Source organism: Aphanothece sacrum FPU1 (assembly GCF_003864295.1).
Taxonomy (GTDB): domain Bacteria; phylum Cyanobacteriota; class Cyanobacteriia; order Cyanobacteriales; family Microcystaceae; genus Aphanothece_B; species Aphanothece_B sacrum.
The window spans coordinates 65599-91560 of the sequence record NZ_BDQK01000014.1 but is presented as its reverse complement, the minus strand read 5'-3'; the positions used below and the strand labels follow the sequence as shown (position 1 = coordinate 91560).

Sequence of the window (25962 nt, the reverse complement as noted above, 5' to 3'; positions counted from 1 at the left end):
ATCCCGATATTTTTCCAGGAAAACTGGGGATAAACCAAAACTTTATCAAACAAAACAGTCAGACGAGATAAGATAAATAAAGCCCAAAAGATTGCGGTTGGGAGGTATAAAAAATGTTGTAAAATAAACGTCAATACAGCTTACCTCACCACCCACAATCGTCAGAAACGTTAATATAAGTAGGATAATTCCTTCGTAGTTGCTTAATGCTGTATTACTATTCTTATGGAAGTTCCTGTGTTTGGTAAATTTAATCGTCCCCTACCTTGGATTTTAGCTCTCATGACTGGCGGTATTCTTGTCTTGGGTGTATCAACTTACAGAATGATACAAACCCCAACCGTCGAGAATGAAATCGATAAAATGACCGTGACTATCCAACGGGAAACCCTGGGGATAGAAATTAAAGCGAGTGGAACAGTAGAACCCATTCAAAGTGTTAATATTAGCCCGAAAAATCCAGGCCGGTTAGTACAGTTGCGAGTAGAACAGGGAATGCCCGTTAAAGCTGGGCAAATCTTGGCAATTATGGAAAATACGGAAATTCGGGCCCAAGGAAAACAAGCTGAAGCAAATTATCAACAAACTTTAGCTAATTTATCTGCGGCTAAAACCCGAATTCCCAGTGAAATTAATCAAGCACAAACCCGTTATTTAAAAGCTAAATCTGAAGTTGAACAAGCACAAGCAAATTTAGAACAAGTTAAACAAAGAATTCCTAAAGATATTCAACAAATTGAATCTCAATTACGGGCCGCGGATGGTCGCTATAGACTTGCAGCTTCTCGCGTTAAACGCAATGAAGAATTAATGAAAGAAGGGGCTATTACTCAAGATAGTTTTGATGCAGTTAGCAGTGAATATATTAATGCGAAAGCTACTGTTGTCGAAACATTGCAAAAACTCGAACAGACTAAAAATACTGCACCTCCAGAACTGGGTCAACTTGAACAACAAATTAGGCAATCTCAAGCCTCTGTTGCCGAGGCTAAAATTGCTTTTGAAGAACGCAAACAAACTGCCCAGGCTGAAATTGCTCAATTACAGGCTGCTGCTGCTGCGAATAAAGCCGAATTAGAGCGTATTGTTATCCAATTTCAAGATACTGCTATTCGCGCTCCTTTTGATGGTATTGTCACCCAAAAATTCGCCACTCAAGGGGCATTTGTTACTCCGACTACTTCTGCATCAAGTACCGCCTCAGCTACTTCTAGTTCTATTGTTGCTTTGGCCAGAGGATTAAAAGTCGTCGCTAAAGTTCCAGAAGTTGATATTGGCAATATTCAACCCGGACAACCTGTTAGTATTATCGCCGATGCTTTTCCTAATGAAACTTTTCAAGGGCAAGTTATTCGCATTGCCCCAGAAGCGATTGTCGATCAAAATGTGACCTCTTTTGAAGTGACTATTGGACTGATTACAGGGAGAGATAAATTGCTCTCTAAAATGAATGTAGATGTCTCTTTTTTGGGGCAACAATTAAATCAGGCTTTAGTGGTTCCTACTGTGGCGATTGTGACTCAAGAAGGGAAAACTGGGGTGATGGTTCCTGATGCACAAAACAAACCGGAATTTAAACCCATTACTATTGGTTTAGTGTTAGATGATAAAACAGAAATTTTGTCAGGGTTAACTCCAGGTGATCGTGTTTTTATTGATTTACCTGAGCAACCAAATAAAAAAGACAACAAAGATAAAAAACCAGAATAAAATTGTCAATTTAATAACTAAAATTTACCTATGAATTTATTAGAAAGTGTCAAGATGGCGGCTGCGATGTTAGCGGCGAATAAGTTACGGACAAGCTTAACTATGCTTGGTATTATTATTGGCAATGCTTCGGTTATTGCTACTATTGGGATTGGTCAAGGGGCGCAAAAACTTGCCACAGACCAATTAGAAGCATTAGGACCTAATGTTATTTTTATTGTACCTGGAAGTCGAAAAGCGCGTAACTCTACTTTTAATTTACCCCGTACTTTAGTTTGGGAAGATGCTGAAGCAATAGTTTCTCAAGTGCCTGGTATTAAGGCAATAGCCCCTGAAATTAATCAACGACAATTAGTTTCTTATTTTAGTCAAAATACTAATGCTTTACTGATTGGAACAACGCCTGATTATCGTTCTGTTCGTGATTTTTCGGTGGCCAAAGGACGGTTTTTTAATGAAATTGATCTACAAAGAAATAAACGAGTAGCGGTACTTGGAGCAGAAATTGCAGACCGTTTATTTAATAATCGTAATCCCATTGGTGAGAAAATTAGAGCTAAAAATATTACGTTTGAAATTATTGGAATTATGGAACCAAAAGGTTCTTTTATGGGTTCTAATTTAGATGAAACTGTGTTAATTCCCCTAACAACAATGGCTAATCAAATTGTGGGAAAAACTTCTCCTTATGGCTTAGAATTAAGTTGGATTAATGCTGAAGCTAAAAATACTGATAGTATTCGAGCGTCTAAGTTTCAGATTGAAAACTTACTAAGATTAAGACATAATATTACCGATGAGGATGATTTTAGGGTAGAAACTTCTAAACAAATGTTAGATATTGTGGGAAATATTGCCGGAGGTTTAACCGTTATGTTAGCGGTTTTAGCGGGAATTTCTCTCATTGTTGGTGGTATTGGGGTGATGAATATTATGTTAGTTTCCGTGTCAGAAAGAACTCAAGAAATTGGGTTAAGAAAAGCATTAGGAGCAACCCAAGGAGACATTTTAATTCAGTTTTTAGTTGAAGCGGTTATTATTTCAGTTTCTGGGGGAATTATGGGCATTTTAACAGGAGTTGGTATCATTTCTTTAGTGGGAATTCTTTCTCCTTTATCTCCAGGAATTTCTGCGAGTGCGATTATTCTTTCTTTAGGAATTTCGGGAGGAATTGGCTTATTTTTTGGGGTTGTACCTGCACAAAGGGCCGCTAAACTTGATCCTATTGTTGCTTTAAGAAGTGCGTAAATTAGTTAATAGTTAATAGTTAATAGTTAATATATTGCTTGTAACAGGGCTAAAGCTTGTACCACAATTGTTTATATTTCAAGAAGATATGAGCTTATTTCTAGGGTAAATTTGTGGTATTTTAAAGTACAATATCAAAGGTTTGATTTCCCCACAATCGATAAATATAAAAATCGTGATCTAGGGTGAATATTTGTCTTTGATTAAGCACTTCAGCCATCGCTACTAAAGAAGAATCTGCTAAATCCATTGGAACATCTCGATATTGCTTCATTAATGATTCCATTCTGGTTAGTTCGTCTGAAGTATGATGATGTATTATCAGAATTTCATCAGCCACATAACCCCATAATTCTTGTTGTGCAAACCAACCACCATAGCGACCTAATAAATACATGGCTTCGGTAAAACAAGCACAAGTAGTGACTAACGGTGCTGACAGTGATGGTAGAATGTCAACGCAGCGTTGATGATTGTCGTCACCTTCATTAATTAAGGCTATTAGGGGAGAAGCGTCGCAAAGGGTCATTGATTTAATGCTGATGAGTCTTTAACCGCTAAAAGCTCTGTAAAGGTTTCTCCAACTCGTTCAGATAGGTCTGATGGCTGAAAATGAACTCTTCCGACTCTTCCTTTTAATTTTTGGTCTAGGGTTTCTGTGGCGGAGGAATTTGCAGACTTATCGGGTAAAATGGTCAATCTGACTCGCTGACCTGCTAATTCAGCATTATGTTCTAAAATTTCTTCCCAAGTTCCTTCTATAGTTTGTTGTTCCATTTAGGCAACTGATATAAGCCATCAATAAAATTAATTGTTTTGAGACGAGTTGGTAAATTGCACAATCCATCAGCAACTTCTAATAAGACAAATTCTGTAGTTACTAAAGAGACTTGTTTCTGTCGTAAGTTTTTGCTAATTTCTAAGGCAGGATTATGTAAGGCATCCCGTTGATTGATCAGGGCAATCCAAGCAGCAGTATCGACAAATACTTTCATTATGGATAGGATTCTCGTTTCGGTGTTCCATGAATATAATGGTCGTGTTGATGGGCTAAATCTTCAATTCCTGTATCTACAAGACAATTAGCAATGAGTTGGTCAAATTGCTCCCAATCTTCACTATCCCATGATGAATTATCATTTGATGGAGTATTTTGATCGGATTCAATAAAGGTAATAATAACTGACTCTCCATCATGTTCTTCGATAGATTCATTGGGATAAGCAATACCGTTTTTAAATGTACCTTGGATTGAGTGCATTGTCTTGGGATTTCCTTATAATTGTCAATATCAACTTTTTTATTTTAGCTGTTGTAAGTTAGGTTGCGCCCAAATCAGCCCGCGAAGGCGGGCTTTGTTTGACTAGCTGCACCTTTCAATGTGTCAGCTATTTGTTAAAATTCAATAAAGCAGTCTGAGGAAATGCCGTCGGATTACCATTCGTTTCCAAACGTTGACGGAATTCGTATAATAAAGACTCCCGTTGTGGTAAATTATCCACTAATTCATAGGGCAAAATCCCCCGTTCTAAAGCAAAACTGCCTAAACTACCGGCCGCTGCCCCCACAGACCACTCAAACCCATGCACCCGATAAGCAGAAGCCGCAATATGACTCGTAGCAATACTTTTACCCGCCACGATTAAATTGTCAATTTTCTGAGGAATCATCGCCCTGAGGGGAATTTGAGCCGGATAAGACGATCCTTGTCCAAAACGGACCTCCTCCCGTTCTCGGTTTCCTGGCTTTTCTGGGGGCGAATACACCATACAAGGATGAAAATCCATCATATAGTCAGCAATACCCACAGAATCAGGATACATCGTCGCTTGGGTTCGTCGCGTAATTTGATAGGCTGGTCTAATTAAGTTAGTCGCTACCACCGTCTCTAAACGAGCGATCGCCTCAGACAATTCTTGATAAACTGGCCGAGACAAGGTACTACGGTAAAAATTGTGCCAATAATCCTTAGTCGAAATATCAATTTCATTAATACTAAATCCTTCTTGATATTCTGAAGAAGGTCGCCCAATAATCCGTCTTCCTTCCCGAATATAAGGATATTTCGATAACCCGTGCATCGTACCCATGGGAGAATCTAACCCCTTCAATAAACGATGATTCGGTTGAGGAGTTTTGACCCCATATCCCAGACGAGAATCTGTACTTCCAGCCACTAACCAATAATAAAACCCTTTAGATAATTCCTCACCTCTACGTAAAGTATCTTGACGTAGGCCTCCTTGCCATCCTCCGGGTGTCAGTTGTCCCGTTTTTTGCAGTTGGTCACGGGTGTAAATCAAATTATCTTCAGACGTACCTGGACGATAATCATTGCCCCATAACCAATTTTGCATGGAAATATCCCCAGGTGCAGGTTGACTAATCTTCATCCTTCCTACCCGAATCATTTTTCCGGGTTTGGGATTCCAAATGCGTCGATAAGTGAATACTAAGTCAAAATAGGCCAATTTACGATTAGAATCATACCCATAATAAGGCTCATACTGCTCATAAAAGGGTGGTTTCTCTTGGGGTTGCATCTCCTGCGTCCGTTCCATGGCAAAAGTATAAGTAAACCCTTGAGTACAATAAGGGTCTCCTTTATCCGTCGGAGAAGACGGGTTAAGATGAGAACGAGGATCTAATCCTAAACGGTAAGGAACGTCCGCTAAAGCGACAATTTCTCCAGTTTCTGTGGCTTCAATAACTAACCAGTCCCCTGTCTTTTTAGCTTTGGGTTGAAAGCGAATAATTTTTTTCGTTAAATTGCTAGAATTTTGATAATGATAGGCATCGTCAATGACTTGTGATAAAGGTTGACTGTTAAGGGATGGTTTGCCAATTGCCTGATTATGTTGAATAGCGATCGCGTTATTAATGATTTTGCCGTTGTTACTAATGCCTAAGTCTTTAATGACTGTATTAGGAAACCATTTGAGTTTGCCCCGTCCCCACATTTCCGCTTCTTTTAGCTGTCTATAGACGATTTGATGGCCATCTTTGGGCAGAAAACAGCTTTCACTAACCCAACAGTCTCCAGGGTTGAGTTTACCGTAAACTCGTGTTAGAGTTTGTCTCAAGGCTTGATACCCTCTAGGAAAATATTGTAGCGATCGCTGTTTTTGTCCTTCATCAAGTGCAGAAGTACCTTGAGAAGAAATTTGTCCCCCTATCCAGTCCGTAATATCGGTTAAACAAACTGTACGACCGGCTAATAAGGATTCATAAGCAGCAGCAGCACCCCCTAACCCTCCCCCAACGATCAATAACTCACATTCGACGGTTTCATCAGGATTCCGAGGAGGGGCCGCCCAAGTGGGTAAAGATGTGGCTAAACATAGGACACTAAGGGACAAAGATGAGAAAATGCGTCTGAGTCGCTCAATTTTATCATCCTTTTTTGGCCGTAAAATACCGTCCCTCTGGGGTTGAGGTTGAAGCTGTTCACCCATAATATTTGCTGCTATGTGTTAAGGAGTTTTACGAAGCGTCGAGAACAGTTAATTTTTACATCACTGTCCTTTGAGTCTAGGTAAGTTAATGGGCAACTAGGCGGTATTTTAAGGTTTTTTCTAGATTGTTAGGGAACTTTATTTTTTTTTGATCGATCAATGTTAACTTAATTTGCTAATCAATAATAAGTAATAATTCTTAGTCCTATTTATTTAAAATAAAAACCCCGGCATAACCGAGGTCAAGTAGGAGAAATCAATAATCAATGGTGACAAGTATGGTTCAATTATTAGCTGATAACAGCCGAAATTACTATTAATGTTGTGACTAATAAAGTAGCGATCGCCCCTTGAATCACATAACGGCGTTGTTCGTAGGGGGCCGGATATTGAGCGTAGTAGGTCTTGGGTTCTGCTGCGTAGTTGTTTAATAAACCGTTGTCAAGTTGGGTTGTGGTATACATCGTTTTTTATCTCCGGTGTGTCTCTATGTAAATTAATGTAACAAATATATTTAGTTTTGTAAAGTGTTATTGACAAATAAAAGATTATACCCATCATAAGATGAGCTTATCGAATGACAGATTATTCCAGTTATTTCAACGAATGTGCTAAGCTTTTGTGCATTTAAACTGCTTATTGGTTAAATGCAAGAAAAAAGCTACAATCCTCTTCCATGAAAGCCTTTTGCTTTTTGCCTTTTGCCTTGCTAAAACGCATTGTAAATGCGTTTTAGCTTATCCCTCAGCTTTCTTCGGGGTGGGGAGGGTGCTTCACGGCAATTTGAGGACTCGATGTCCGAAAAATTGCCAACTTGACATCTATTTTCACAATAGTTAGAATATATTTATATAAAGCGAACATCTGAAACTTATATCTAAGAATACTTACAAGCAAAGTAGTCTGACTTTTCTATTGTCAATTAGTTTCAGTTAATGACAAAAAGCCCGCGATAGAATCAATATTTCTAGGTTTAAATTGTTTAAAAAATAACGAATTTAAAATTTACAATTAACCTCCATATTGCCATCCTGTACTCTCTAAAAGTAAGGGGTTTCCTTCTCGATAAATTCCTGCGGCAATGACTTCTCCTACATATACGGTATGATCTCCTTTTTCAACAGAACCCACTACGTTACATTCCACATATCCTAAAGAGTCTTTAATAATAGGACATCCAGTGGCTTCCCCTTCAATAAATTCTACATCTTCAAATTTATTACCTACCCGACTTCTAGGTTTAAAAAATTTAGCGGCTAATTCTTTTTGTCCTTCTTCTAAAAAGCTGACAGAAAACACTCCAGATTTTTTCAACATTTCATGAGAACCGGAATCTTTTTTCACACAATTAATGATTAGTGGGGGTTCAAATGAAGCCTGCATTACCCAACTAACGGTAAACCCATTAACATTTTCTCCATCTTTTACCCCACAGATATAAATTCCGTGAGGAATTTTGCGTAACATTGTTTTTTTTGCTTTTTCGTCTAACATGATTAATTCTTATCCTTTACTAATTAACTTTATTTTATCTTATCTTATTTGTTGTCAATTTTTACATAAATTTTCAAGAATTAGTTACCAATTTATAATTTATAATTTATAAATTATTCTACTTATTTAGTACATAATTAAAGATCAGAGGGGCGACAATAGTTGCATCTGATTCAATTATATAACTTGGGGTATCTACTCCTAATTTACCCCAAGTAATTTTTTCACTAGGAACCGCGCCACTATAGGAACCATAAGAGGTAGTAGAATCACTAATTTGAGCGAAATAACTCCATAACTGACAATCTTCTTCGAGATCTTGTCGAATTAAAGGAACTACACAAATGGGAAAATCTCCGGCTATTCCTCCTCCAATTTGAAAGAAACCAAGGGAAGAATTTTGAGTTATTTCTTTATACCAATAGACTAGCTTATACATTTGCTCTAAGCCACTTTTTACAATTCCAATATCTTTAATATCACCTCTAATGACATGAGAGACAAAGATATTTCCTGTGGTAGAATCTTCCCAACCAGGAGTAAAAATAGGCAAGTTTTTTTGCCAAGCTGCTATCATCCAAGAATCTTGAGGATCAATTTGATAGGAACTCTCTAAAACTCCACTTTCTAACAGTTGATAAAGGTATTCGTAGGGAAAAAATCGTTGTTGAGAATTTTCTGCTTTTTGCCAAACTTTTAAAAGATGATCTTCTATTCTTCTGACAGCTTCTTCTTCAGGAATACAAGTATCAGTGACTCGGTTTAATCCATTTTCTCGCAGTGCTATCTCATCTTCAGGTTGCAAAGAACGATAATTGGGAATTCTTTTATAATGATCATGAGCTACTAAATTAAATATATCTTCTTCTAAATTAGCTCCTGTACAACAAATAGCATGAATTTTATCTTCACGAATCATCTGGGCTAAAGAAATTCCTAATTCTGCAGTACTCATCGCACCAGCTAAGGTAACTAACATTTTGTTACCTGCTTCTAAATGTTTGATCCACCCCTGTGCAGCATCTAGACAAGTAGCTGCATTAAAGTGCAGAAAATTGCGTTCCATAAACTCTCTTGTACCCATCACAATTTCCCCTCCGTTATGATATGAGTGCCGCTATCGAATCTGAGTGCTTGACTCTAACTTTGAGATCTTTCAAAACGACTTACAAATAAAGATTATAAGAGAATAAGTCCCAAAAATACATAAGTTAAACAATTTGTTAACATTTTTTTTTACCAGGAATATCGAACGTTTATACTTATTGTCATATTTGTTTCTGAGAAACATACATGAAGTTAGAAAGTTTATAGAGTAATCTAGCACCAACGTTACCATCCCATTGATCAGTTAAACCGGGTGCTACTTCAGATAAGTCAAAGCCAATAATTGTTTTATTCGCAGCTACTAAACACTGAATTAAATACACGGCTTGACTAAAATCTAAACCTCCTGGTACGGGAGTCCCCGTATGAGGACAAAATCTCGGATCTAAACCATCTATATCAAAACTAATATAAACTTTTTCGGGAAGTTTAGCAATAATTTCTTGACATTGCTTGTCCCAAGAAATTCCTTGATAAGTATTAGTTTTTAGTTGCCAATCATGAAATATACTAATGCGAGGATCATTTGTTGCTTGAGTAAGTTCTTCTTCACAAATATCTCGGATACCAATTTGTACTAAATTAGTGATTCCGTCTAATTCTAAGGCATTAGACATAATAGAAGCATGAGAGTAAGTAAACCCTTCATAAGCTTGACGCAAATCAGCATGAGCATCTATCTGTAAAATACCATAATTATTATGGATTTCTTCTAAGGCTTTCATGAGTCCTAAAGGAACACTATGATCCCCACCGATTACCCCGATTAATTTATTTTGATGTAATAATTGTTTGGACTGAGTATAGACCCAATTATTCAAATCTATACAAGCATCATTGACTATTTTTAATTCATTTTGAATCGCTTCATCTTGATAGTTTCCTTCATAATATTGATATTCAATAATAGATTTTGCCACAGAACGTATTTGTTTATTCTTTTCTCGAATATTAGCATCTATTGGGATAGTTCCATGACCAATTTTCCAAGCATCAGGACAATGATGATCATACCATTCAACTTGTAAAGAAGCGTCTAAAATAGCTTTTGGCCCATCGGCTGCACCTGCTTGATAAGATGTGGTAACATCCCAAGGAACAGGAAGAAAAACAATGTTAGCTTCTTCAATTGTATAAGGTAATCCGAAAAAATTACCATTAGGTCTTGATAAATAATTAGGATCTATGTCTTCTAAGTTTTTTTGAATCATGATAGTTGATAGCTTTAAACCTATATTATTTTATTATAAACCAAAAATACATAAGAATTTAATATTAACAAATAACTCAACCCGCGAAGGCGGGTTGAGTTTTAGTAGCTGCACCTTTAAAGGTGTCAGTTTCTTTATGATTCTAAAGTTTCAAATAAGGTAGCTAAGATAGTATTAGAGAATAAAAATCCTTCAGGATCACTAAGAGTTATTCTTGCTATGTTTGAACAATTATTAAAATTACTAGAATTGATTATCTGTCGTTTATTATCAAGAAAGTTGACCCATCCTTGCTGAGCATAACTTGAACAACATTTAATAATTTTAGCAATTATTTCTGAGCCATAATAATCATTTATAATCAGTAAGTCAACACCTTCTTTTAGTCGTAATCCTAGCATTAATGTTTCTAATAAGATATCATTTGTTGAAACTTGAGAACAATTAATTATACCATCTGATTCAGCTAATTTTTGAACCCAATCATAATAAGTTTGTCGAGTCCGAGGTCGAGTAAATCTTTGTTGATTTGTATAACTTGCTGCCCCCATACCAAAGCCATAATAGGACTGATTTTGCCAATAAACTCGATTATGAAGACATTGATGACCCTGTTTAGCATAATTAGAAATTTCATAATGTTCGTAGTCTGAAGATGTTAATATAGACTGAGCAAGTTTATACATTTGGGCTGTCATTTCATCCGTAGGTAAGGGAAATTTACCGGGTTGATATTGTTTGCCAAATGCTGTGACAGATTCTAAGACTAAATCATAACAAGATAAATGATTCGGTGCAAGAGAAATCGCTGTTTCTAGAGATAATTGCCAATCATCTAATGTTTGTTCAGGTAAGCCAGAAATTAAGTCAAGACTAAAATTTTTAATCCCAACTTCATGAATAAACTCAATGGCATTTAGAATATCATTAACTCGATGAAATCTGCCACACTTTTCTAATAAATTATCTTGAAAAGCTTGTACCCCTAAACTAACTCGATTCACTCCACATTGTTGATAACCGTGTAATTGTTCAATAGTAAATGTACCGGGATCAATTTCTAAAGAAATTTCTGCATCAGTAACAATTCCAAACTTATTATCTAAGGTTTGCAAAATTTTCTCTACATAAATAGGAGGCAATAATGAAGGAGTTCCACCTCCAAAAAAAATCGTTTTTAAGGGATATCCTTGAAAGGAAGTTAAACTTATTTCTTGACAAATAAACGTCACATATTCTCTAATAGAATTAGAGGTATAAATATCAGTTTTATTCCCTAAAACTGATATAGGAAAATCACAATAATAACAACGACGACGACAAAAAGGGATATGAAGATAAGCTGATGTAGGAATACCTATGTCTTGCATAATTTTAATTGATGTTGTCCTGTAAATCTTAAAGGAAGTTTGTCTAAACCCCCTCGATAAGGCCTGAATGGCAAAACGCAGGATATAATAAATGGTATTAATCTAGATTCATCTGGGAAAATTTTACTAATTTTTTATCTCAACTCCCAAATTATTGATTAGGATAGGAATTATGATTGATGCCATTATTATCTTTATCTTCATCTTAGCAGCCGCCGGAATCGGATTTGATAGTGTAGATTTGTTACCCGAAGCGGTTCAACAGCAAATCTCCAATATTGAGGCCTTGCGGTGGTTAGGGGCTGGTTTTACCTCAATTATCGGACTGGCCGTTGGTTTAGTCGTTCAAACCACCTATCGTCGTTTAGAGACGAAAATTCGTTCAACTCCTATTGAAGTCATTTTAACGAGGGCCGTAGGATTAGTAATTGGTCTATTAATTGCTAATCTAATGTTAGCCCCCATTTTTGTGTTACCAATTCCTAAAGAGTTTGTCTTTATTAAACCGATGATTGCTATTTTAGGTAGCGTCACGTTTTCTTTTATGGGAATTAGTTTAGCGGATACTCACGGACGGACTTTTTTGCGACTCATTAATCCTAATAGTATTGAAAGTATGTTAGTAGCGGAGGGAACTTTACAACCAGCTTCTACTAAAGTTATTGATACCAGTTGTATCATTGATGGTCGTATTGAAGAATTACTTGACACAGGATTTATTGAAGGACAAATTCTGATTCCTCAGTTTGTTTTACAGGAATTACAACAATTAGCAGATGCAAGTAATGACCAAAAACGGGTTCGGGGAAGACGGGGTTTAGATATTCTGAACCGGATGCAAGACTCTTTTCCTAAACGAATTGTTATCCATTCAGCAGATTATGAAGAAATTTCTACTGTTGATGCTAAATTAGTGCATTTAGCTTTAGAAATCAATGGAACTCTCCTTACTAATGATTACAATTTAAGTAAAGTCGCTAACTTACAAAAAGTGACCATTCTTAATGTTAATGATATCGCACAAGCGATACGTCCTATTTATTTACCTGGAGATACTTTAGACCTGAAAATTCTTAAACCTGGTAAAGAACCCACTCAAGGAGTAGGATACCTTGAAGATGGAACGATGGTAGTTGTAGAAGAAGGCAAAGATTATTTAGGGGGAGAGTTAAGAGTTGTTGTTACTTCTGCGTTACAAACTTCAGCAGGACGGATGATTTTTGCTAAACCTCAATCTGCGGTAACATCATCTTGAAGACTATTTATTGAAAATCAGGGAATTTTGTCCAAAACCCAGGGCGGGTTTATGGAGTTTATTGGTGAAAATCAGAGAATTTTGTCCAAAACCCGCCCCTACTACTTATTATTTTCGGTTCTACCGAACAAGTTATGCTAAATTATTACAAATGATAGACCTTAACTCGTTCATAGTTAAGCTATACAAACAAAGGTTGCCTACGCAACTTAGCATTTAGTCCGCGCAGGCGGACTTAGTCTTTATAGGTTCAGACTTGAGTCTGTTATTAATTATTAATTTAGCATAGTAACTGCGATAGAACCTTATTTTCTTGCCAACTACTAATCAAACCTGATGTAAAATGAATTGAGATAACATTATCCTGGCAATTTTGTTTCCCTGTTAAAGTATTATAATCTTGCCATGTCCAATCAATCAATGCTTTATTTTCTGCAACAGAAATATTTTTAATTTCTATATTTATATACGCTAAATTAGCAAAATAATCAGCCGTAACTTTTGCAATTTCTGGTTTAAGTATCTTTCTATTATTATTAAGAATAATTTCCCCATTTTCAGCAAATAGAGAAGCAAAAGTAACTGCATTTTTATCAATACAAGCTTTAATAGCTTGTTGAATAATTATCTGATTTTGATTCATAATTTTTCTGTAGAACGTATACAAAATACCTAAATATGGCTTTACATTTCAGGGTTTAACGATATTAAAGCCCTACTAATTCTTATTTAATAATTATTTAATAAGACAAATTCTTGTGATAAATGTTGTTTTTCATGTAACCCTTTAAGAATTGATTCTAACTCATGAGTCAGCTTTTCTGAACAGGTTTTCATCTTTTGGGTATAGTAACTAGACACATCGATAGGAGGGGCAATATTAACCGTCACATCTGTTCCCCAACTCGGATAAGGTTGACTATATTGAATACTAACTGGAAGAACTTTAATACCACAACCGGGTTGTTGAGATTCCACTTCTAAAGCAATACGGGCCACCCCTCGCTTAAGAGGATGAACAATTTTATCTCTAAAGATACCACCTTCAGGAAAAATTACCAACATTTCCCCTTGTTTAAGGACAGCGACACTATGTTCTACACTGCTAATAGCCGGACGTTCAACATCTATAGGAAAGCCCCCTAAACGACGAATTAAACCGCCTTGAAGACCTTTCATTTCAGTTGATGTCACCATAAACCGTAAATCTCGTCCACTGACCATTCTACCCACCGCATAAGGAACGATTAACGCATCCCAACGAGAACGATGGGTTGGGGCCACAATAACTGGCCCCTGAGTCGGGATATTTTCTTGTCCAATAATCGTCATACGACGAAAAAAAACAGGGACTATTACCCAAGAACCTAACGGATAAACTAGACGAATCAACCAAGGAGAAATGCGAGACTTGACCGAATGGTTAGAAACAGTGAATAAATTCATGATTTAGGGAAAATGCAACGGGAAAACATTAAGATAAAAGTATAATCAGGGTCTATTCTAGGTCTAGGATAAGTTGTCCCTTTAATGATTGTCCTGAGTGTGGATGACACTTAAGCTAGTGTCATGACCATTTTTTTTAAGCAAAAACCACAGTGCGATTGCCGTATACTAAGACTCGATGTTGTAAATGTAAGCGGACGGCCCTGGCTAAAACGACCCGTTCTAAGTCTTTTCCTTTGCGAATTAAATCGGGAACCGTATCTCGATGGCTAACTCTAGCCACATCTTGTTCAATGATAGGCCCTTCATCTAAATCCGCAGTAACATAATGGGCCGTGGCCCCGATAATTTTAACTCCTCTTTCGTAGGCCCGATGGTAAGGGTTGGCCCCAGCAAATGCAGGTAAAAAAGAGTGATGAATATTAATAATATGAGGAAAATGATTAATAAAATCTGGGGTTAAAATCTGCATATATTTAGCTAAAACTACTAAATCAATGCGGTATTGTCTGAGGACTTCTAATTGTCGCGCTTCCTGTTGAATTTTATTATCTTTATTAATAGGAAGATGACAAAAATCTAGGCCAAATTGTTGGGCGATCGCTTGTAATGTGGTATGATTACTGATAATTAGAGGAATATCAGCTAATAATTCTTTTGCTTGCCATCGCCATAATAAATCGAGTAAACAATGGTCTTGTTTTGTCACCCAAATAGCAACACGAGGAATAGTATCAGAAAAATGAACTTGCCACACTGCTTGTAAGGGTTTAGCAATAGCAGCAAAAGCCGGGGCAATCATATCACGGGATAGATTAAAGCCTTCTAGTTGCCATTCCATACGGCTTAGAAATAGACCAGCCTCAAAATTTGTATGTTGATCCGCATGAATTATATTGCCCCCATTAGCATAAATGAAACTGGCAAATTTAGCTACTAATCCTTGTTGGTCGGGACAGGAAATCAAAAGAGTTGCAGTTGGGCTGTCCATAGTATTGTAATACTTTACTACCACTATTTTAGTTCAGAAATGGGAGTTTAGGGGTTGTTGACTTTCAGTTTAGGACAAATTTCTTGCTTATATGCTTAAGAATTACCAAATTTTCCTTAAATCTACACTTCCCAACAGTAAGAGGTAAAAAATAGTAGATTAGTCTTGCTAACATTATATACAATTAATCATAAGAGACATTTTAAAGCAACTTAGCAAAAAATAAATGATATGAGTCAAGTAGCAGAATTCCAGTACAATGAAGAAGAATTGGCGGAAGAATTTGGCTTTGATGATGCACAAAATGAATCAGATAGTTCCGAATTTAATCTTAAACATATTTCTGATATTGTTGTTTATGGAACTGACTGGACAACAGAAACTATCTTAAATCAACTGAACCGCAAAAATATTAACTTAAATCCTAGATTTCAGCGTAGAGATGCTTGGACGATCAAACGGAAGAGTCGTTTTATAGAATCTTTAATTTTAGGAATTCCTGTACCACAAATAGTTTTAGCAGAAAAAGAAAAAGGTAAATATTTAGTTCTTGATGGTAAGCAACGTTTACTTACAATTTTGCAATTTTATAATAAAAGTGAATCACCAAATAACAATTTTAAGTTAAAAGAACTAGAATTTTTATCTAATTTGAATAGTTTGAAGTTGCAAGACTTTGAAAACAATCCCTTATATAGTCAATATTTAGATGCTTTAGATAATCAAACAATTCGGACAACAATAATCAAAAACTGGCAAAGTGAGAATTTTCTTTACAAAGTATTTCTGAGGTTAAATGCCGAAAGTACCCCTCTATCTCCTCAAGAACTTAGACAAGCCTTAAATCCCGGAAAATTTACTGATTATATAGATGATCAGTCAATTAAAAGTAAAGGGTTAAAAGCTATTTTTACTAAGCAACCAGATTTTCGTATGCGTGATAATCAATTACTTTTAAAGTATATTGCTTTTCAGTATTTTTTACCTGAATATAGAGGAGATTTAAAAAATTTTGTAGATAAAACTTCTAAAAGATTTAATGACGAATGGGAAAAAAAACAAGATAATATAGAGGAAACTATTCAAAAATTTGAAAAAGCTGTGGAGATGACTATCAGAATCTTTGGGGAAGATAATTTTAGCAAAATTTGGTTACAAGATAAAGCCACATATGAAAGACAAAGAAATTTATCGTTACTGGACACAATATTATTTTATTTTTCAGATGCAGAGATTCGACAAAAAGTAGAGCAGGTAAATAAAATAAAAATTGAAGAAGCCTTTAAGACCATTTGTTCTTCATCACCAGATTTTATAAGTTCAGTCAAAAGTAGTACAAATACTATTACTAATACTCACAGAAGATTAGCTCTTTGGGGTAAAGCTTTACAAGAAGTTTTAGAAATAGATTTTAATATTCCTGAATTAATTAATAATCATCTTGTTTTTTCAGGATTTAGATGAGGTAAAAAAGATTAAATTATGCCTCGTTCCCAAAGATTTAGATCCTTAGAAAAAGAACTAAATAAACTTTAAAAAAATTTTTTACCAAGAAAATATGATCCCACAGGATCATATTCTGAAAGAAAGTTAGCTCATGCAATTTCTTATCGAGTATTAGCTCATGCTGAAATCGAGGCTTATTTTGAAGATCGAGTTAAAGAAATAGCACTTTCAGCCGTTGATACTTGGAAAAAAAAGGGAGAAAGTGGACGAACTTTACTTTCTTTACTTGCTTTTTCTGGAATGGAAATGGAAGCACCTCCAGATTCCCTTAGGTCTAAACAATCTAATTTCGATAAAAAACTTCAAGAACAGTTAAAATTAGATAATAAAATAGATAAAGCACATCGTCGCTTTATATCTTCTGTAAATGACAATCATGGTATTAAAGAAAAAAATATTTTGACTCTACTTTTACCTATCGGTATTAATAGTGATGATCTGGATCAAGATTGGCTCAATTTGATGGATTCTTTTGGTAAAAACAGAGGAATTATTGCTCATACATCGGCGTTATCTTATAAAACCAAACAACAAATCAATCCTCAAGATGAGTTAAATACTGTTAAAAAAATTGTTTATGGGGTTTCCAATGTAGGCGGAGGAAAAGGAGTACAAGGTTTAATTCATGTTGATCAATTACTTAATAATCTGATAAAATTAAATCGTTATATTTCCTGATCTTTGCCAGTCATCTCCTAAATATTTTGTTTAGTTTACTATTTAACATTTTTCTTTGCCATATAACAAGACAAATCCCAGAGGGTTATCCCTGGGATTTTACAATATTTATAGTTTACTTTGAGATATCTTTTGCTTTCTCCCTACAAAATGAAATCAGTTGAGAGAAAATTAGACTTATGTTCTCTGACCATTTCAGAAATTAATCGTTTATTGAGATCAATGTCTTTTGCTGCAACGAGAGTACGAATAGAAAAGGCCCTTAACGCATCATGCACTGATAATGTTCCTTCCGCAGAATCTTTTCTTCCTGTAAAGGGAAAAGTATCAGGGCCCCGTTGACATTGACTGTTAATATTAACACGACAAACTTGGTTAACCAATGGATCAACTAATTGCGCGATCGCTTCTGTATTTTGTCCGAAAATACTGACCTGTTGACCATAATCTGACTTGACTAAATAATTAATAGGAGTCTCAATATCATCAAAGGGAACAATAGGAACAACTGGGCCAAATTGTTCAACAGAATAGACCTTCATTTTATCATTAACGGGATAAAGAATCGCTGGATAAAAGAAGGTTTCATTGATCATCCCTCCCGCTTCATTAATAACTTCTGCCCCATGTTGTTTGGCATCCTCTACTAATTCTTGAAGATAGTTCGGTTTACCAGGTTCAGCAATAGGTGTTAAGAAAACATTATCTTCCCAAGGCATACCAAATTTTAGGTTATTTACCGCAGTGGTAAACTTCTCTAGAAACTTATCAATAATTGCCGTATGAACAAAAAGAATTTTGATCGCGGTACAGCGTTGTCCATTATAAGAAAGAGTTCCTAAAATACATTCTTTGACGGCTAAATCTAAATCTGCATGAGGTAAAACAATACCTGGATTTTTCGCTTCTAATCCTAAAATTGAACGTAAACGATGAGATTTAGGATGCTGTTTTTTGAGATTATTAGCGGCACGACTTGTTCCAATAAAAGCTAAAGCATCTATTTTGCCTGATTCCATTAAAGGCGGAGAAATTAACCGTCCTTGCCCATAAATGGTATTAACTACCCCCGGAGGAAAAGCTTCTTTAAAAGCTTCTAATAAAGGGTAATTCAATAAAACTCCAGGTCTTGGGGCTTTAACAATCACTGTATTGCCCATAATGAGGGCTGGAATTAAAGTAGTGAATGTCTCGTTTAAGGGATAATTTGCTGGCCCCATACTTAAGACAACACCTAAAGGGGCGCGACGAATTTGTCCGATGACTCCTTCGGAAATTTCAAACCGAGAGGAGACACGATCTAGATTTTTTAAAGCATCAATTGTATCTTCAATATAGTCAACAGTTCGATCAAATTCTTTACAAGAATCTGTGTAAGATTTACCAATTTCCCACATCAATAAATTAACAACTATGCCACGCTTTTCTTTCATGCGATAGGCAAAATCTTGAAGACATTCGATACGTTGACCTACTGACATGGTTGGCCATTTTCCCCTACCATTATCATAAGCTTTTACCGCCGCTTCTAAGGCAGATAAAGCAGCTTCTTGATTTAATAGGGGAAACTGTCCAATTTGGTGACGAACCAGTCCTTCTGATGTTTTGAGATAAATAGGAGAAAATGTTTCTTCTGTTTCTCCTTCCCAAATCTCTAATTTTCCATCAACCAAATATTCTTTTTGGTCAATGGGATGGTTTAATTGAAAGTCTAAAGGTATACTATCAATCGAGGGAAAAATATCTTGAATTTTGGCAGCAATATTCATATTTTCTGATAATTTACTAAGTGTATTCATGAACAATTTGCAAGTTTTGACTATGGTAGGGGCGGGTTTATGCCAAAATTTCATGATTCTAACCAATATGTTGTATAAACCTGCCCTTTAGGAAGTTCTTTCCTGGCGATCGCGTTGGAAGTCAAACCATTACCTATAATAGTTTTGATACCAATGTAGTGTATCTCATCCAATAACATATGGCTATAAAATCCCCATTAAAGTTACCAAAAACCGAATTAAACTGTTAATTGGGCTTCGGATTGAACGTAATGTTTTAATTCTACTCGAACGGTAACAAAGTATGATTGGTATAATCAAAGGTGTGGTATTTTGCATAATATTCCAGGCTTTTTCCCATTCATAATGATGAACATCCACTAACCCCACCAATAGAAATTCATTCTGAACAGACAAGCGATTTCAGCGTTCTTCCTTTAGAATTAAGCTGATTAAGCCGATAGATACTCAATACAACAAACGTACTTATGCGAATACTAGCCCTAGTTCCTGGGGGAATTAGTAACCAACTCTTATTTTTTCCAACCCTGGAAGATCTGAAAATCCAATACCCGAAGGCCACGATAGATGTCATCGTCGAACCCCGTGCTAAACCAGCTTATCGGGTGTGTCCCTACATCCACGAAGTCTTGATGTTTGATTATAAAGATCGCAATGGATTGGCTGATTATCTCAATTTATTAGGCATTATCCGCGATCGTGAATATGATGTGGCTGTTACCCTTGACCCACGCTGGACACTAGGACTTCTGTTGTGGTTAAATGGCATCCCTCTTTGTGTGGCTTACCAAACTCAACCCGGTTGGTTTATTTCTAATCCTGTTGTCCTAAAAACTGAACAATACACTGCTTATCAGTATCATGATCTCCTACAAGGTCTAGATGTTCATTCTCCCTGTCCCTCTCTCAAAATATCTCTGCCTAAAGCGGATATTGACTGGGCAGAAGGAGAACAAAAACGCTTAGATTTGCCAGGGGGTTATGTATTGATTTCTGGAGGGGTGGGAGAATTACCTGAGTCCAAAACCGCAAAAAATAGCTATCCTATCTCTCAATGGGGCAAAATTATCGAGAACATTCAACAAAAGCAACCTAATCTTCCTATTGTTCTGTTACAAGGGTCTGACGGGTCAGAATGGATTAAGCCCCTTAAGGAGAGTTATCCTACCCTGAAGGTAACAAAACCCAATGATATGGGGAAATTAGCGGCTATGATTGCGGGGGCTAATCTGATTATCAGTCCTGATAGTATTCCCGTACAATTGGCTGTAGCAGTAGGGACTTATACGGTGGGACTATTTGGCCCCACTCAAGCAACTAAACTTCTGCCACCTGCTCAAGATCGTTATATTGGCTTACAATCTCAAACCGATAGTATTGCTGATATTTCACCGGAAACAATTATTGAGCAAATTTGGCGAAGCTAGATTAGCTTGCCACCTAAATCAGAACAAACCTATGGGGTGTGGTAAGAGATAACTCTTTTGCTACATCCTACCGTTTCTCTTTATTCCCATACAACTTGATTCAGCAAAGCAATAAACCATTTTTAAAAATAAACAATAAGTTTTTAAAAACCAATGCAAGGTCTTAAATTCTAAAGAAGAACTCTAATAATCACTTTAATTTGGTGCCAAATTAAGGATATATAGGCGGACACAGTTTACCCATCATACCTTTACTATTACGAAAAAATATACAATAAGTAGTATGCTTCTGTCAACCCCATTCTCTCGTTCCTTATTAAGAATCTTTCTCAGTCTTTTTTGTTCATGATGAACATTTTTGCTGGTGTTTTGTATTGAATGTTACGGTTTTTGGGTAAAAAAATAATATTAAAGATACAAATATGTTACATGGTTATTAATCAGAAAGGCTTTTCTGATTAGGTTTGAGAGTTAGGAGCTAGAATTACTCTAGAATAAAACTTAGTAACCTGAGTTCGACGCTTGGTGCAGGATCTCAATCTTACTTTGCTTCACCAATAAGCGTAAATGCAGCCCAGTTTTTCGGTTCAGGATGTTGAGTTTTAGTTTCTAGCATTGCTTTTCGCAGAGCTTGAGCTTTATTTGAATTTTTTTGAGTATGTTCTTGATAAAATTTTTCCATTAATAGGGGAGTTGCTTTTTCATCAGGTACTTGCCATAAAGATACTATAATACTAGGAACCCCAGCTATCATCCAACTGCGAGATAAGCCAATGACTCCATCTCCAGAAATTTTACCTCGACCTGTATCACAAGCACTCAAAACCACTAACTCAGCATTAAGTAAATAGCCCAAATTAAGAATTTTTTCAGCCGTAAACATTCCGTTATATTCATTGCCTGAAGGAGCTAGTGCAATCAAACCTTGCAAGGGGTTTTCATTATCGAACGTGCCGTGAGTCGCAAAATGAATTAACCTTGCCTGAGACAGTTTTTCTCTAACATTTTTTTCCGTTGCTTCTGTGCCAATTAAGGGTTTAACCTTTAACTGTTGAGCAACTGTTTTGGCTTCTTCTTCAGACCCTTGAATCGGAGCAAAGTTTCCAGGCATTGGACTAGGATTTCCAATAATAACAGATTCTTGTGCTTTTCCTGTAATTTGCTGTCGTCTATGATGGGTTGAGTCTAAAACTTGAATGGCTGGAGAAGTAAGAATCGTATGGTTATCAATTAAGTATTTTTCTTGCTTATCTTGAAGGGCAGGAAATGGCAACAGAAAGAGTTCTTGATGGGGAATAAAAATTACATGAGCTTCTGGATTAGTTGGTAAAAATTGAGAGATCGGGTCAATCAAAAGTTTATATAATTGTTGTAATCTTTTGTTTGTCCCAGAAGCAACTTTTTCTAACTCTCTTGCTAAAACATCTCTAATAGGTGCATTGGGAGCATTGGCAAATCTGACAGTAATAGAATTACCATCGGGACTCACCCTAACGACCTCGCGTACATACTCAAGAGGATCTGTTTTAAGTCTAACTAAATCACCTAACTTAAAAGTTGACTCAATAGCATTTCCACGAGTTGCTTCTCCTAACCCCATGAATTTGCGAGTTTCTGCCACAATTTGATTGAGAGATTGATTGGAAAAAGTTAAATCAACGGAGCGAAAATTAATTTTTCCCTCTGGCTGAATAACCCAAATATAAACTTTTGGTTTTTGATTCTGTTTCTCATTTGAAGTGTTTAAATCGCCTTTTGTTACCCAATATTCTACAAGGGTTGCGTTTTGTTCCTTCGCAATTTTCTTGATTTGTTTAATAGTTGGTGGATTAGCACTAATCACTCTTTTTAACGTAGAGGAAGAAACTTGTTTTTCTAAAAGATCAGCAAAGGCTCTTGCTCTAGATAGTTCTGAGGCTAATAAAGCTTCTTCTTGGGCATCTAATTCGACTAAATATGTAGTTAGTTTTTGAAGAAATGGTTGTGCTTTATCCAAAGCAATAATCTTATCCGCATCTTCGGTTAATCGTTTTCTCCAATTTTCTACAGGGGTTGCAAGGGCTTGCCGAATATCAATAGCTTGTTGACCAATAGGAAGAGATAAATATTGTGTTTGAATCATTGTCTTTCGGACTTCTAATGAATTGTCCAAACTGGCAATTAAACTCTGATAATCCTGTAGTTGAAAATAACAATAAGTCAGATTTCTAATAATATTTGTTTCATCTAAAAGATAACTATAAGTTGTCGTAATATCGTTTTGCAGATTTTGTCTTTCTTTTTCGTATAATTTCAATGCTGTTTCTAAGGGAGACAATGCTTGTTCGCATCTACCTTCAAGAACTAAATCGGCTCCCCAATCTTTGAGATACCATTTATCTTGAGCAAGTTCTTTGGCAATCTCAAGATTTCGATAAGAGTCTTTGGTTCGTTCGGCGAGAAAACTTTTTTTCTGAGTTGAACTGTTTACATTTTCCCAAATCCCTGTTAACGTTCTACCGCTAGAAACGGCTCGTAAAAAACCATTTCCTTGTCTTTTATCTAACCCTTTCCAAGTAAAATCTAATCGGTTTCCTGTAACAAATCCTTCTATTTTTCCACCTCCATTACCAGTATAAGTTCCAGAAACTTTTTCTGCTTCTTGTTTTAAAGTAATTTTTTGAAAATCTTTAGGAGATTTTTCTTGCCAAACCCCTTGAAAACTAGGGGGAAGGGTTTCTGTTTCTCCTGTAAATGTTGCTTGATAATTGCTAGAGTAAAAACCTGAACTATTACCTGTTCCTTTAATTGTTCCTGAAATTTTATTATTATTTATTGTAAAAGTTAACTCTCCTTCAGTCCCTGTAAAGATTAAAAGAGAATTATTTAATTCATTAGATTGACTAGACGGTAATGTCCACCAATTGAGATCAGAAAATATTGTTGAACTCGGTTTTAGCTGTAAAGTAACTTGATGATTATCTATTGTTATTTGACTGTTTGCAAATGATAAAGCTCCTTGAGTTATCCAAGAAATACTGCCATTTTTTTTTCTAGCATCTGTTTTTAATGTTACGATAAAAGGATGAGAATTGTTGCTTAAATCATTGGGTTTTATTTTAAGAATACCAGAAAGTTGTCCAAAGGATTTACCGTTGGTTTCTCCTTGAAGAGAAATTTTAAAACTAGAAGGTATTTTTATTCCTTCTATTTCTGTTTTAGGTAACTTATAAGTAATATTTTTATTGTTTTTTAAGAGTGTTTGAGAAACCCTTACAATTCTTTGGGAGTCCATGCTTGTAACAACATAAATAACATCCAAGAAAGCCTGTTTTCCTTGTAATTTAATTGTACCATCGAGAGAAGTCGCTGTACCAGAAGAAGATTGTTCTCCTCTAATTTTCAAAGTATTATTAACATTAGAATAATTACCCAATAAGGGAAATAAATCCTTTCTTACGTTAGCATTTACAGGAGGAATAAAAATAAAGGTATTATCATCTAAAAATACCCAGTTTGCTTCCAAAAATATTTCTGATAAATTTTCTGTTCCCCACCAAGCTCCCTGAAGACTTTTAAATTGAGGTTCTTTGATACCTGAAAGGGAAAAAAGAGCATTACTCTTTTTTTTTATAAAATCATCTTTAGCACTTACTTTAGTTGTTTTTGCTAGAAATTTATCAAAGAAAGAACACAAAGGATTTTTTTTGTTACTTGCCTCAATCATTGGCTTGCCATTCAAATCATCTTTTTTCAAAGAAGTCTGAACATCATTATTCTTTGATTGTTCTTCTATTAATTGCCCCGTAAATTTAGCTTGATAACGACTTTGTTTACCATCACTTGAAATTCCTGAAGCATCAATCGTTCCTAAAATTTGATTATTTTGAATTGAAAAAGTTAGTAATCCACTTTTAGGGACAACTCCGGCAAAAGTAGGTTTATTAGGGATTTTATAGGAACCTGTTTCTGTTCTGGGTTGACCCTGTTCTTCAAGAACTTGATTAATTTGTTCCTGTATTTGATCTAATTCTTGTTGTAATTGTTGAAGATTTTCTCCGAGTAACCCTTGGATAAACCATGTGACATCACTTCGGAATCCTTCACTGGGATTAATTTCCATACTCACTTGATTATTACTAATAGAAATGCGACTAAAATGTTCTTTTTCTTGGGGATGACCTGGAGAATAAGATTGCCAAAATAAACTCCCAATTTTGAGTTCTTCAGGCTTAACTTTGTCCATATAAAGTGCTACCAAAAATGGATTAGGATCTCCCTCTGAAGCTGGTTGAATTTCTAGAGTTCCAGAAATAACATCAAACGGTTTATCATCTATTTTTCCCTCAAGAAAAATCTTATATCTAGAAGGAACTATAATCCCTTTTATTTCTTGTTTTGGTAGATTATTCATTTTATTAGTTTCTATTTGCCTAAGTATTTCAAAAGCTTGCTGAGAATATTCATTCGCTTGACTATTGTTACCTAAATTTTTATGAACTTCTGACAAACTATCTAAAATCAGATATTGTGCAGGAAGACTATTAATTTTACGGGCTAGTACTAAGGCTTTTTCATAGTGAGTTATCGCCTGAGAAAAGTTTTTTGAATCTTTGTAAGCATTGGCTAAATTATGGTTAAGTTTTGATTCTAGTTCTGGACTATTGATTTTTTGCAGAATAGATAAGCCCTCCTCATATGAACGAATGGCTAAAGGATAAGTTTTTTGACTATAATAAATTAGTCCTTCATTAGTCAATGCTCTTGTTTCTAAATCAAAATCTTTGATTTCTTGAGCAATTTTTAGAGCTTGTTGCGTATAGTTGAGAGCTTGAGAGTAATCTTGTAATTGATAGTAAAAAATCCCAAGATTCTTAAAAGCTTGTCCTTCTCCATTTTTGTCTTTTTCTTCTTGATAAATTGTTAGAGCTTTTTGAAACAGAGTTAAAATTGAATCAGCTTGATTAGCCTCCATATTGGCTAACTTTTTAATTCCTTCGTTTAATAACCTATCCGCTTCCATCGTTCGTTCTGTTGTTGTTTGAGATAAAATTGGTAATATAGAAAGAGACGTTCCATCAATTAAGCAAGGAACTCCTACGACAATCAAGAACGTTAAAAGAGTAATCAAGCATAGTTTTAAAAGTCGCATAATTATCTAGTCTAAATTAATAAGCTTCTCCAATAATAGTAAATGCAGCCCAGTTTGGGTCTTGCAAAAGTCAAAAAGTAATAAATCCCGATGCTGAAAGCATCTATTCTTCTTTGGCGTTGCCTGTTGCCAGA

At 35.6% G+C, this 25962-nt stretch carries 21 protein-coding genes; 6 read left to right on the top strand and 15 right to left on the bottom strand.

Translation table 11 applies throughout. The annotated features are described in order from the left end of the window. The first annotated feature begins 225 nt into the window (after positions 1-225). Positions 226-1710 (top strand): efflux RND transporter periplasmic adaptor subunit, encoded by a 1485-nt coding sequence (locus AsFPU1_RS16945; protein ID WP_124971367.1) that lies wholly within the window; start codon positions 226-228, stop codon positions 1708-1710. Between the two features lie 30 nt (positions 1711-1740). After that, positions 1741-2958: an ABC transporter permease gene (locus AsFPU1_RS16940; RefSeq protein WP_124971364.1), complete on the top strand. Its 1218-nt coding sequence runs from the start codon at positions 1741-1743 to the stop codon at positions 2956-2958. 121 nt (positions 2959-3079) lie between these two features. On the opposite strand, the gene AsFPU1_RS16935 is transcribed toward AsFPU1_RS16940, so the two are convergent. From AsFPU1_RS16935 to hemW, 10 genes are all read right to left on the bottom strand, one after another. Then, positions 3080-3487: a type II toxin-antitoxin system VapC family toxin gene (locus tag AsFPU1_RS16935; RefSeq protein ID WP_124971361.1), complete on the bottom strand. Its 408-nt coding sequence runs from the start codon at positions 3485-3487 to the stop codon at positions 3080-3082. Continuing rightward, positions 3484-3735 (bottom strand): hypothetical protein, encoded by a 252-nt coding sequence (locus tag AsFPU1_RS16930; protein ID WP_124971357.1) that lies wholly within the window; start codon positions 3733-3735, stop codon positions 3484-3486. Before AsFPU1_RS16930 ends, AsFPU1_RS16935 begins: the two co-directional genes overlap by 4 nt. Continuing rightward, positions 3717-3953: a type II toxin-antitoxin system VapC family toxin gene (locus AsFPU1_RS16925; RefSeq protein ID WP_124971354.1), complete on the bottom strand. Its 237-nt coding sequence runs from the start codon at positions 3951-3953 to the stop codon at positions 3717-3719. The genes AsFPU1_RS16930 and AsFPU1_RS16925 overlap by 19 nt, the downstream gene beginning before the upstream one ends. Next, positions 3953-4219 carry a hypothetical protein gene (locus tag AsFPU1_RS16920; protein ID WP_124971352.1) on the bottom strand — a complete coding sequence of 89 codons (267 nt, stop codon included), beginning with the start codon at positions 4217-4219 and terminating at the stop codon, positions 3953-3955. Before AsFPU1_RS16920 ends, AsFPU1_RS16925 begins: the two co-directional genes overlap by 1 nt. 127 nt (positions 4220-4346) lie before the next feature. Further along, the gene (locus AsFPU1_RS16915; RefSeq protein WP_124971350.1) at positions 4347-6413 is read right to left on the bottom strand and encodes an FAD-dependent oxidoreductase; all 2067 of its coding nucleotides are present in this window, start codon (positions 6411-6413) and stop codon (positions 4347-4349) included. A 290-nt stretch (positions 6414-6703) separates the two neighbouring features. Next, positions 6704-6877 carry a photosystem II assembly protein Psb34 gene (gene psb34, locus AsFPU1_RS16910; RefSeq protein ID WP_124971348.1) on the bottom strand — a complete coding sequence of 58 codons (174 nt, stop codon included), beginning with the start codon at positions 6875-6877 and terminating at the stop codon, positions 6704-6706. A 547-nt stretch (positions 6878-7424) separates the two neighbouring features. Further along, positions 7425-7907, bottom strand: a complete 483-nt coding sequence (locus AsFPU1_RS16905; RefSeq protein ID WP_124971346.1) for a flavin reductase family protein — start codon at positions 7905-7907, stop codon at positions 7425-7427. Between the two features lie 118 nt (positions 7908-8025). Next, the gene (locus AsFPU1_RS16900; protein WP_124971636.1) at positions 8026-8991 is read right to left on the bottom strand and encodes a deoxyhypusine synthase family protein; all 966 of its coding nucleotides are present in this window, start codon (positions 8989-8991) and stop codon (positions 8026-8028) included. Positions 8992-9175: 184 nt separating this feature from the next. After that, entirely contained in the window at positions 9176-10225 is a 1050-nt protein-coding gene (locus AsFPU1_RS16895) for an agmatinase family protein (protein WP_124971344.1), read from the bottom strand. Between the two features lie 134 nt (positions 10226-10359). Further along, a complete protein-coding gene (gene hemW / locus AsFPU1_RS16890; RefSeq protein WP_124971342.1) occupies positions 10360-11595 on the bottom strand; it encodes a radical SAM family heme chaperone HemW in 1236 nt (411 codons plus the stop codon). Between the two features lie 172 nt (positions 11596-11767). On the opposite strand from hemW, the gene AsFPU1_RS16885 reads away from it, so the two are divergent. After that, positions 11768-12850 (top strand): PIN/TRAM domain-containing protein, encoded by a 1083-nt coding sequence (locus AsFPU1_RS16885; protein ID WP_124971339.1) that lies wholly within the window; start codon positions 11768-11770, stop codon positions 12848-12850. A 280-nt stretch (positions 12851-13130) separates the two neighbouring features. Here the strand turns inward: AsFPU1_RS16885 and AsFPU1_RS16880 are convergent, their stop codons facing one another. From AsFPU1_RS16880 to purU, 3 genes are all read right to left on the bottom strand, one after another. Then, positions 13131-13493, bottom strand: a complete 363-nt coding sequence (locus AsFPU1_RS16880; RefSeq protein WP_124971336.1) for an SgcJ/EcaC family oxidoreductase — start codon at positions 13491-13493, stop codon at positions 13131-13133. 86 nt (positions 13494-13579) lie between these two features. After that, entirely contained in the window at positions 13580-14296 is a 717-nt protein-coding gene (locus AsFPU1_RS16875) for a lysophospholipid acyltransferase family protein (protein ID WP_124971333.1), read from the bottom strand. 136 nt (positions 14297-14432) lie between these two features. After that, positions 14433-15287 (bottom strand): formyltetrahydrofolate deformylase, encoded by an 855-nt coding sequence (gene purU / locus AsFPU1_RS16870; RefSeq protein WP_124971330.1) that lies wholly within the window; start codon positions 15285-15287, stop codon positions 14433-14435. Between the two features lie 231 nt (positions 15288-15518). Between purU and AsFPU1_RS16865 the strand changes: the two genes are divergently transcribed. Together AsFPU1_RS16865 and AsFPU1_RS16860 are read left to right on the top strand one after the other, a co-directional pair. Continuing rightward, positions 15519-16751, top strand: a complete 1233-nt coding sequence (locus tag AsFPU1_RS16865; RefSeq protein ID WP_124971327.1) for a DUF262 domain-containing protein — start codon at positions 15519-15521, stop codon at positions 16749-16751. 138 nt (positions 16752-16889) lie between these two features. After that, positions 16890-17471, top strand: coding sequence for a HEPN domain-containing protein (locus AsFPU1_RS16860; protein ID WP_227873364.1), 582 nt, complete (start codon positions 16890-16892; stop codon positions 17469-17471). 143 nt (positions 17472-17614) lie between these two features. On the opposite strand, the gene AsFPU1_RS16855 is transcribed toward AsFPU1_RS16860, so the two are convergent. Then, a complete protein-coding gene (locus tag AsFPU1_RS16855; protein ID WP_227873357.1) occupies positions 17615-19270 on the bottom strand; it encodes an NADP-dependent glyceraldehyde-3-phosphate dehydrogenase in 1656 nt (551 codons plus the stop codon). A 467-nt stretch (positions 19271-19737) separates the two neighbouring features. Between AsFPU1_RS16855 and AsFPU1_RS16850 the strand changes: the two genes are divergently transcribed. After that, positions 19738-20697, top strand: a complete 960-nt coding sequence (locus AsFPU1_RS16850; protein ID WP_124971324.1) for a glycosyltransferase family 9 protein — start codon at positions 19738-19740, stop codon at positions 20695-20697. 541 nt (positions 20698-21238) lie between these two features. Here the strand turns inward: AsFPU1_RS16850 and AsFPU1_RS16845 are convergent. After that, entirely contained in the window at positions 21239-25828 is a 4590-nt protein-coding gene (locus AsFPU1_RS16845; RefSeq protein WP_124971321.1) for a CHAT domain-containing protein, read from the bottom strand. Positions 25829-25962: the final 134 nt, after the last annotated feature.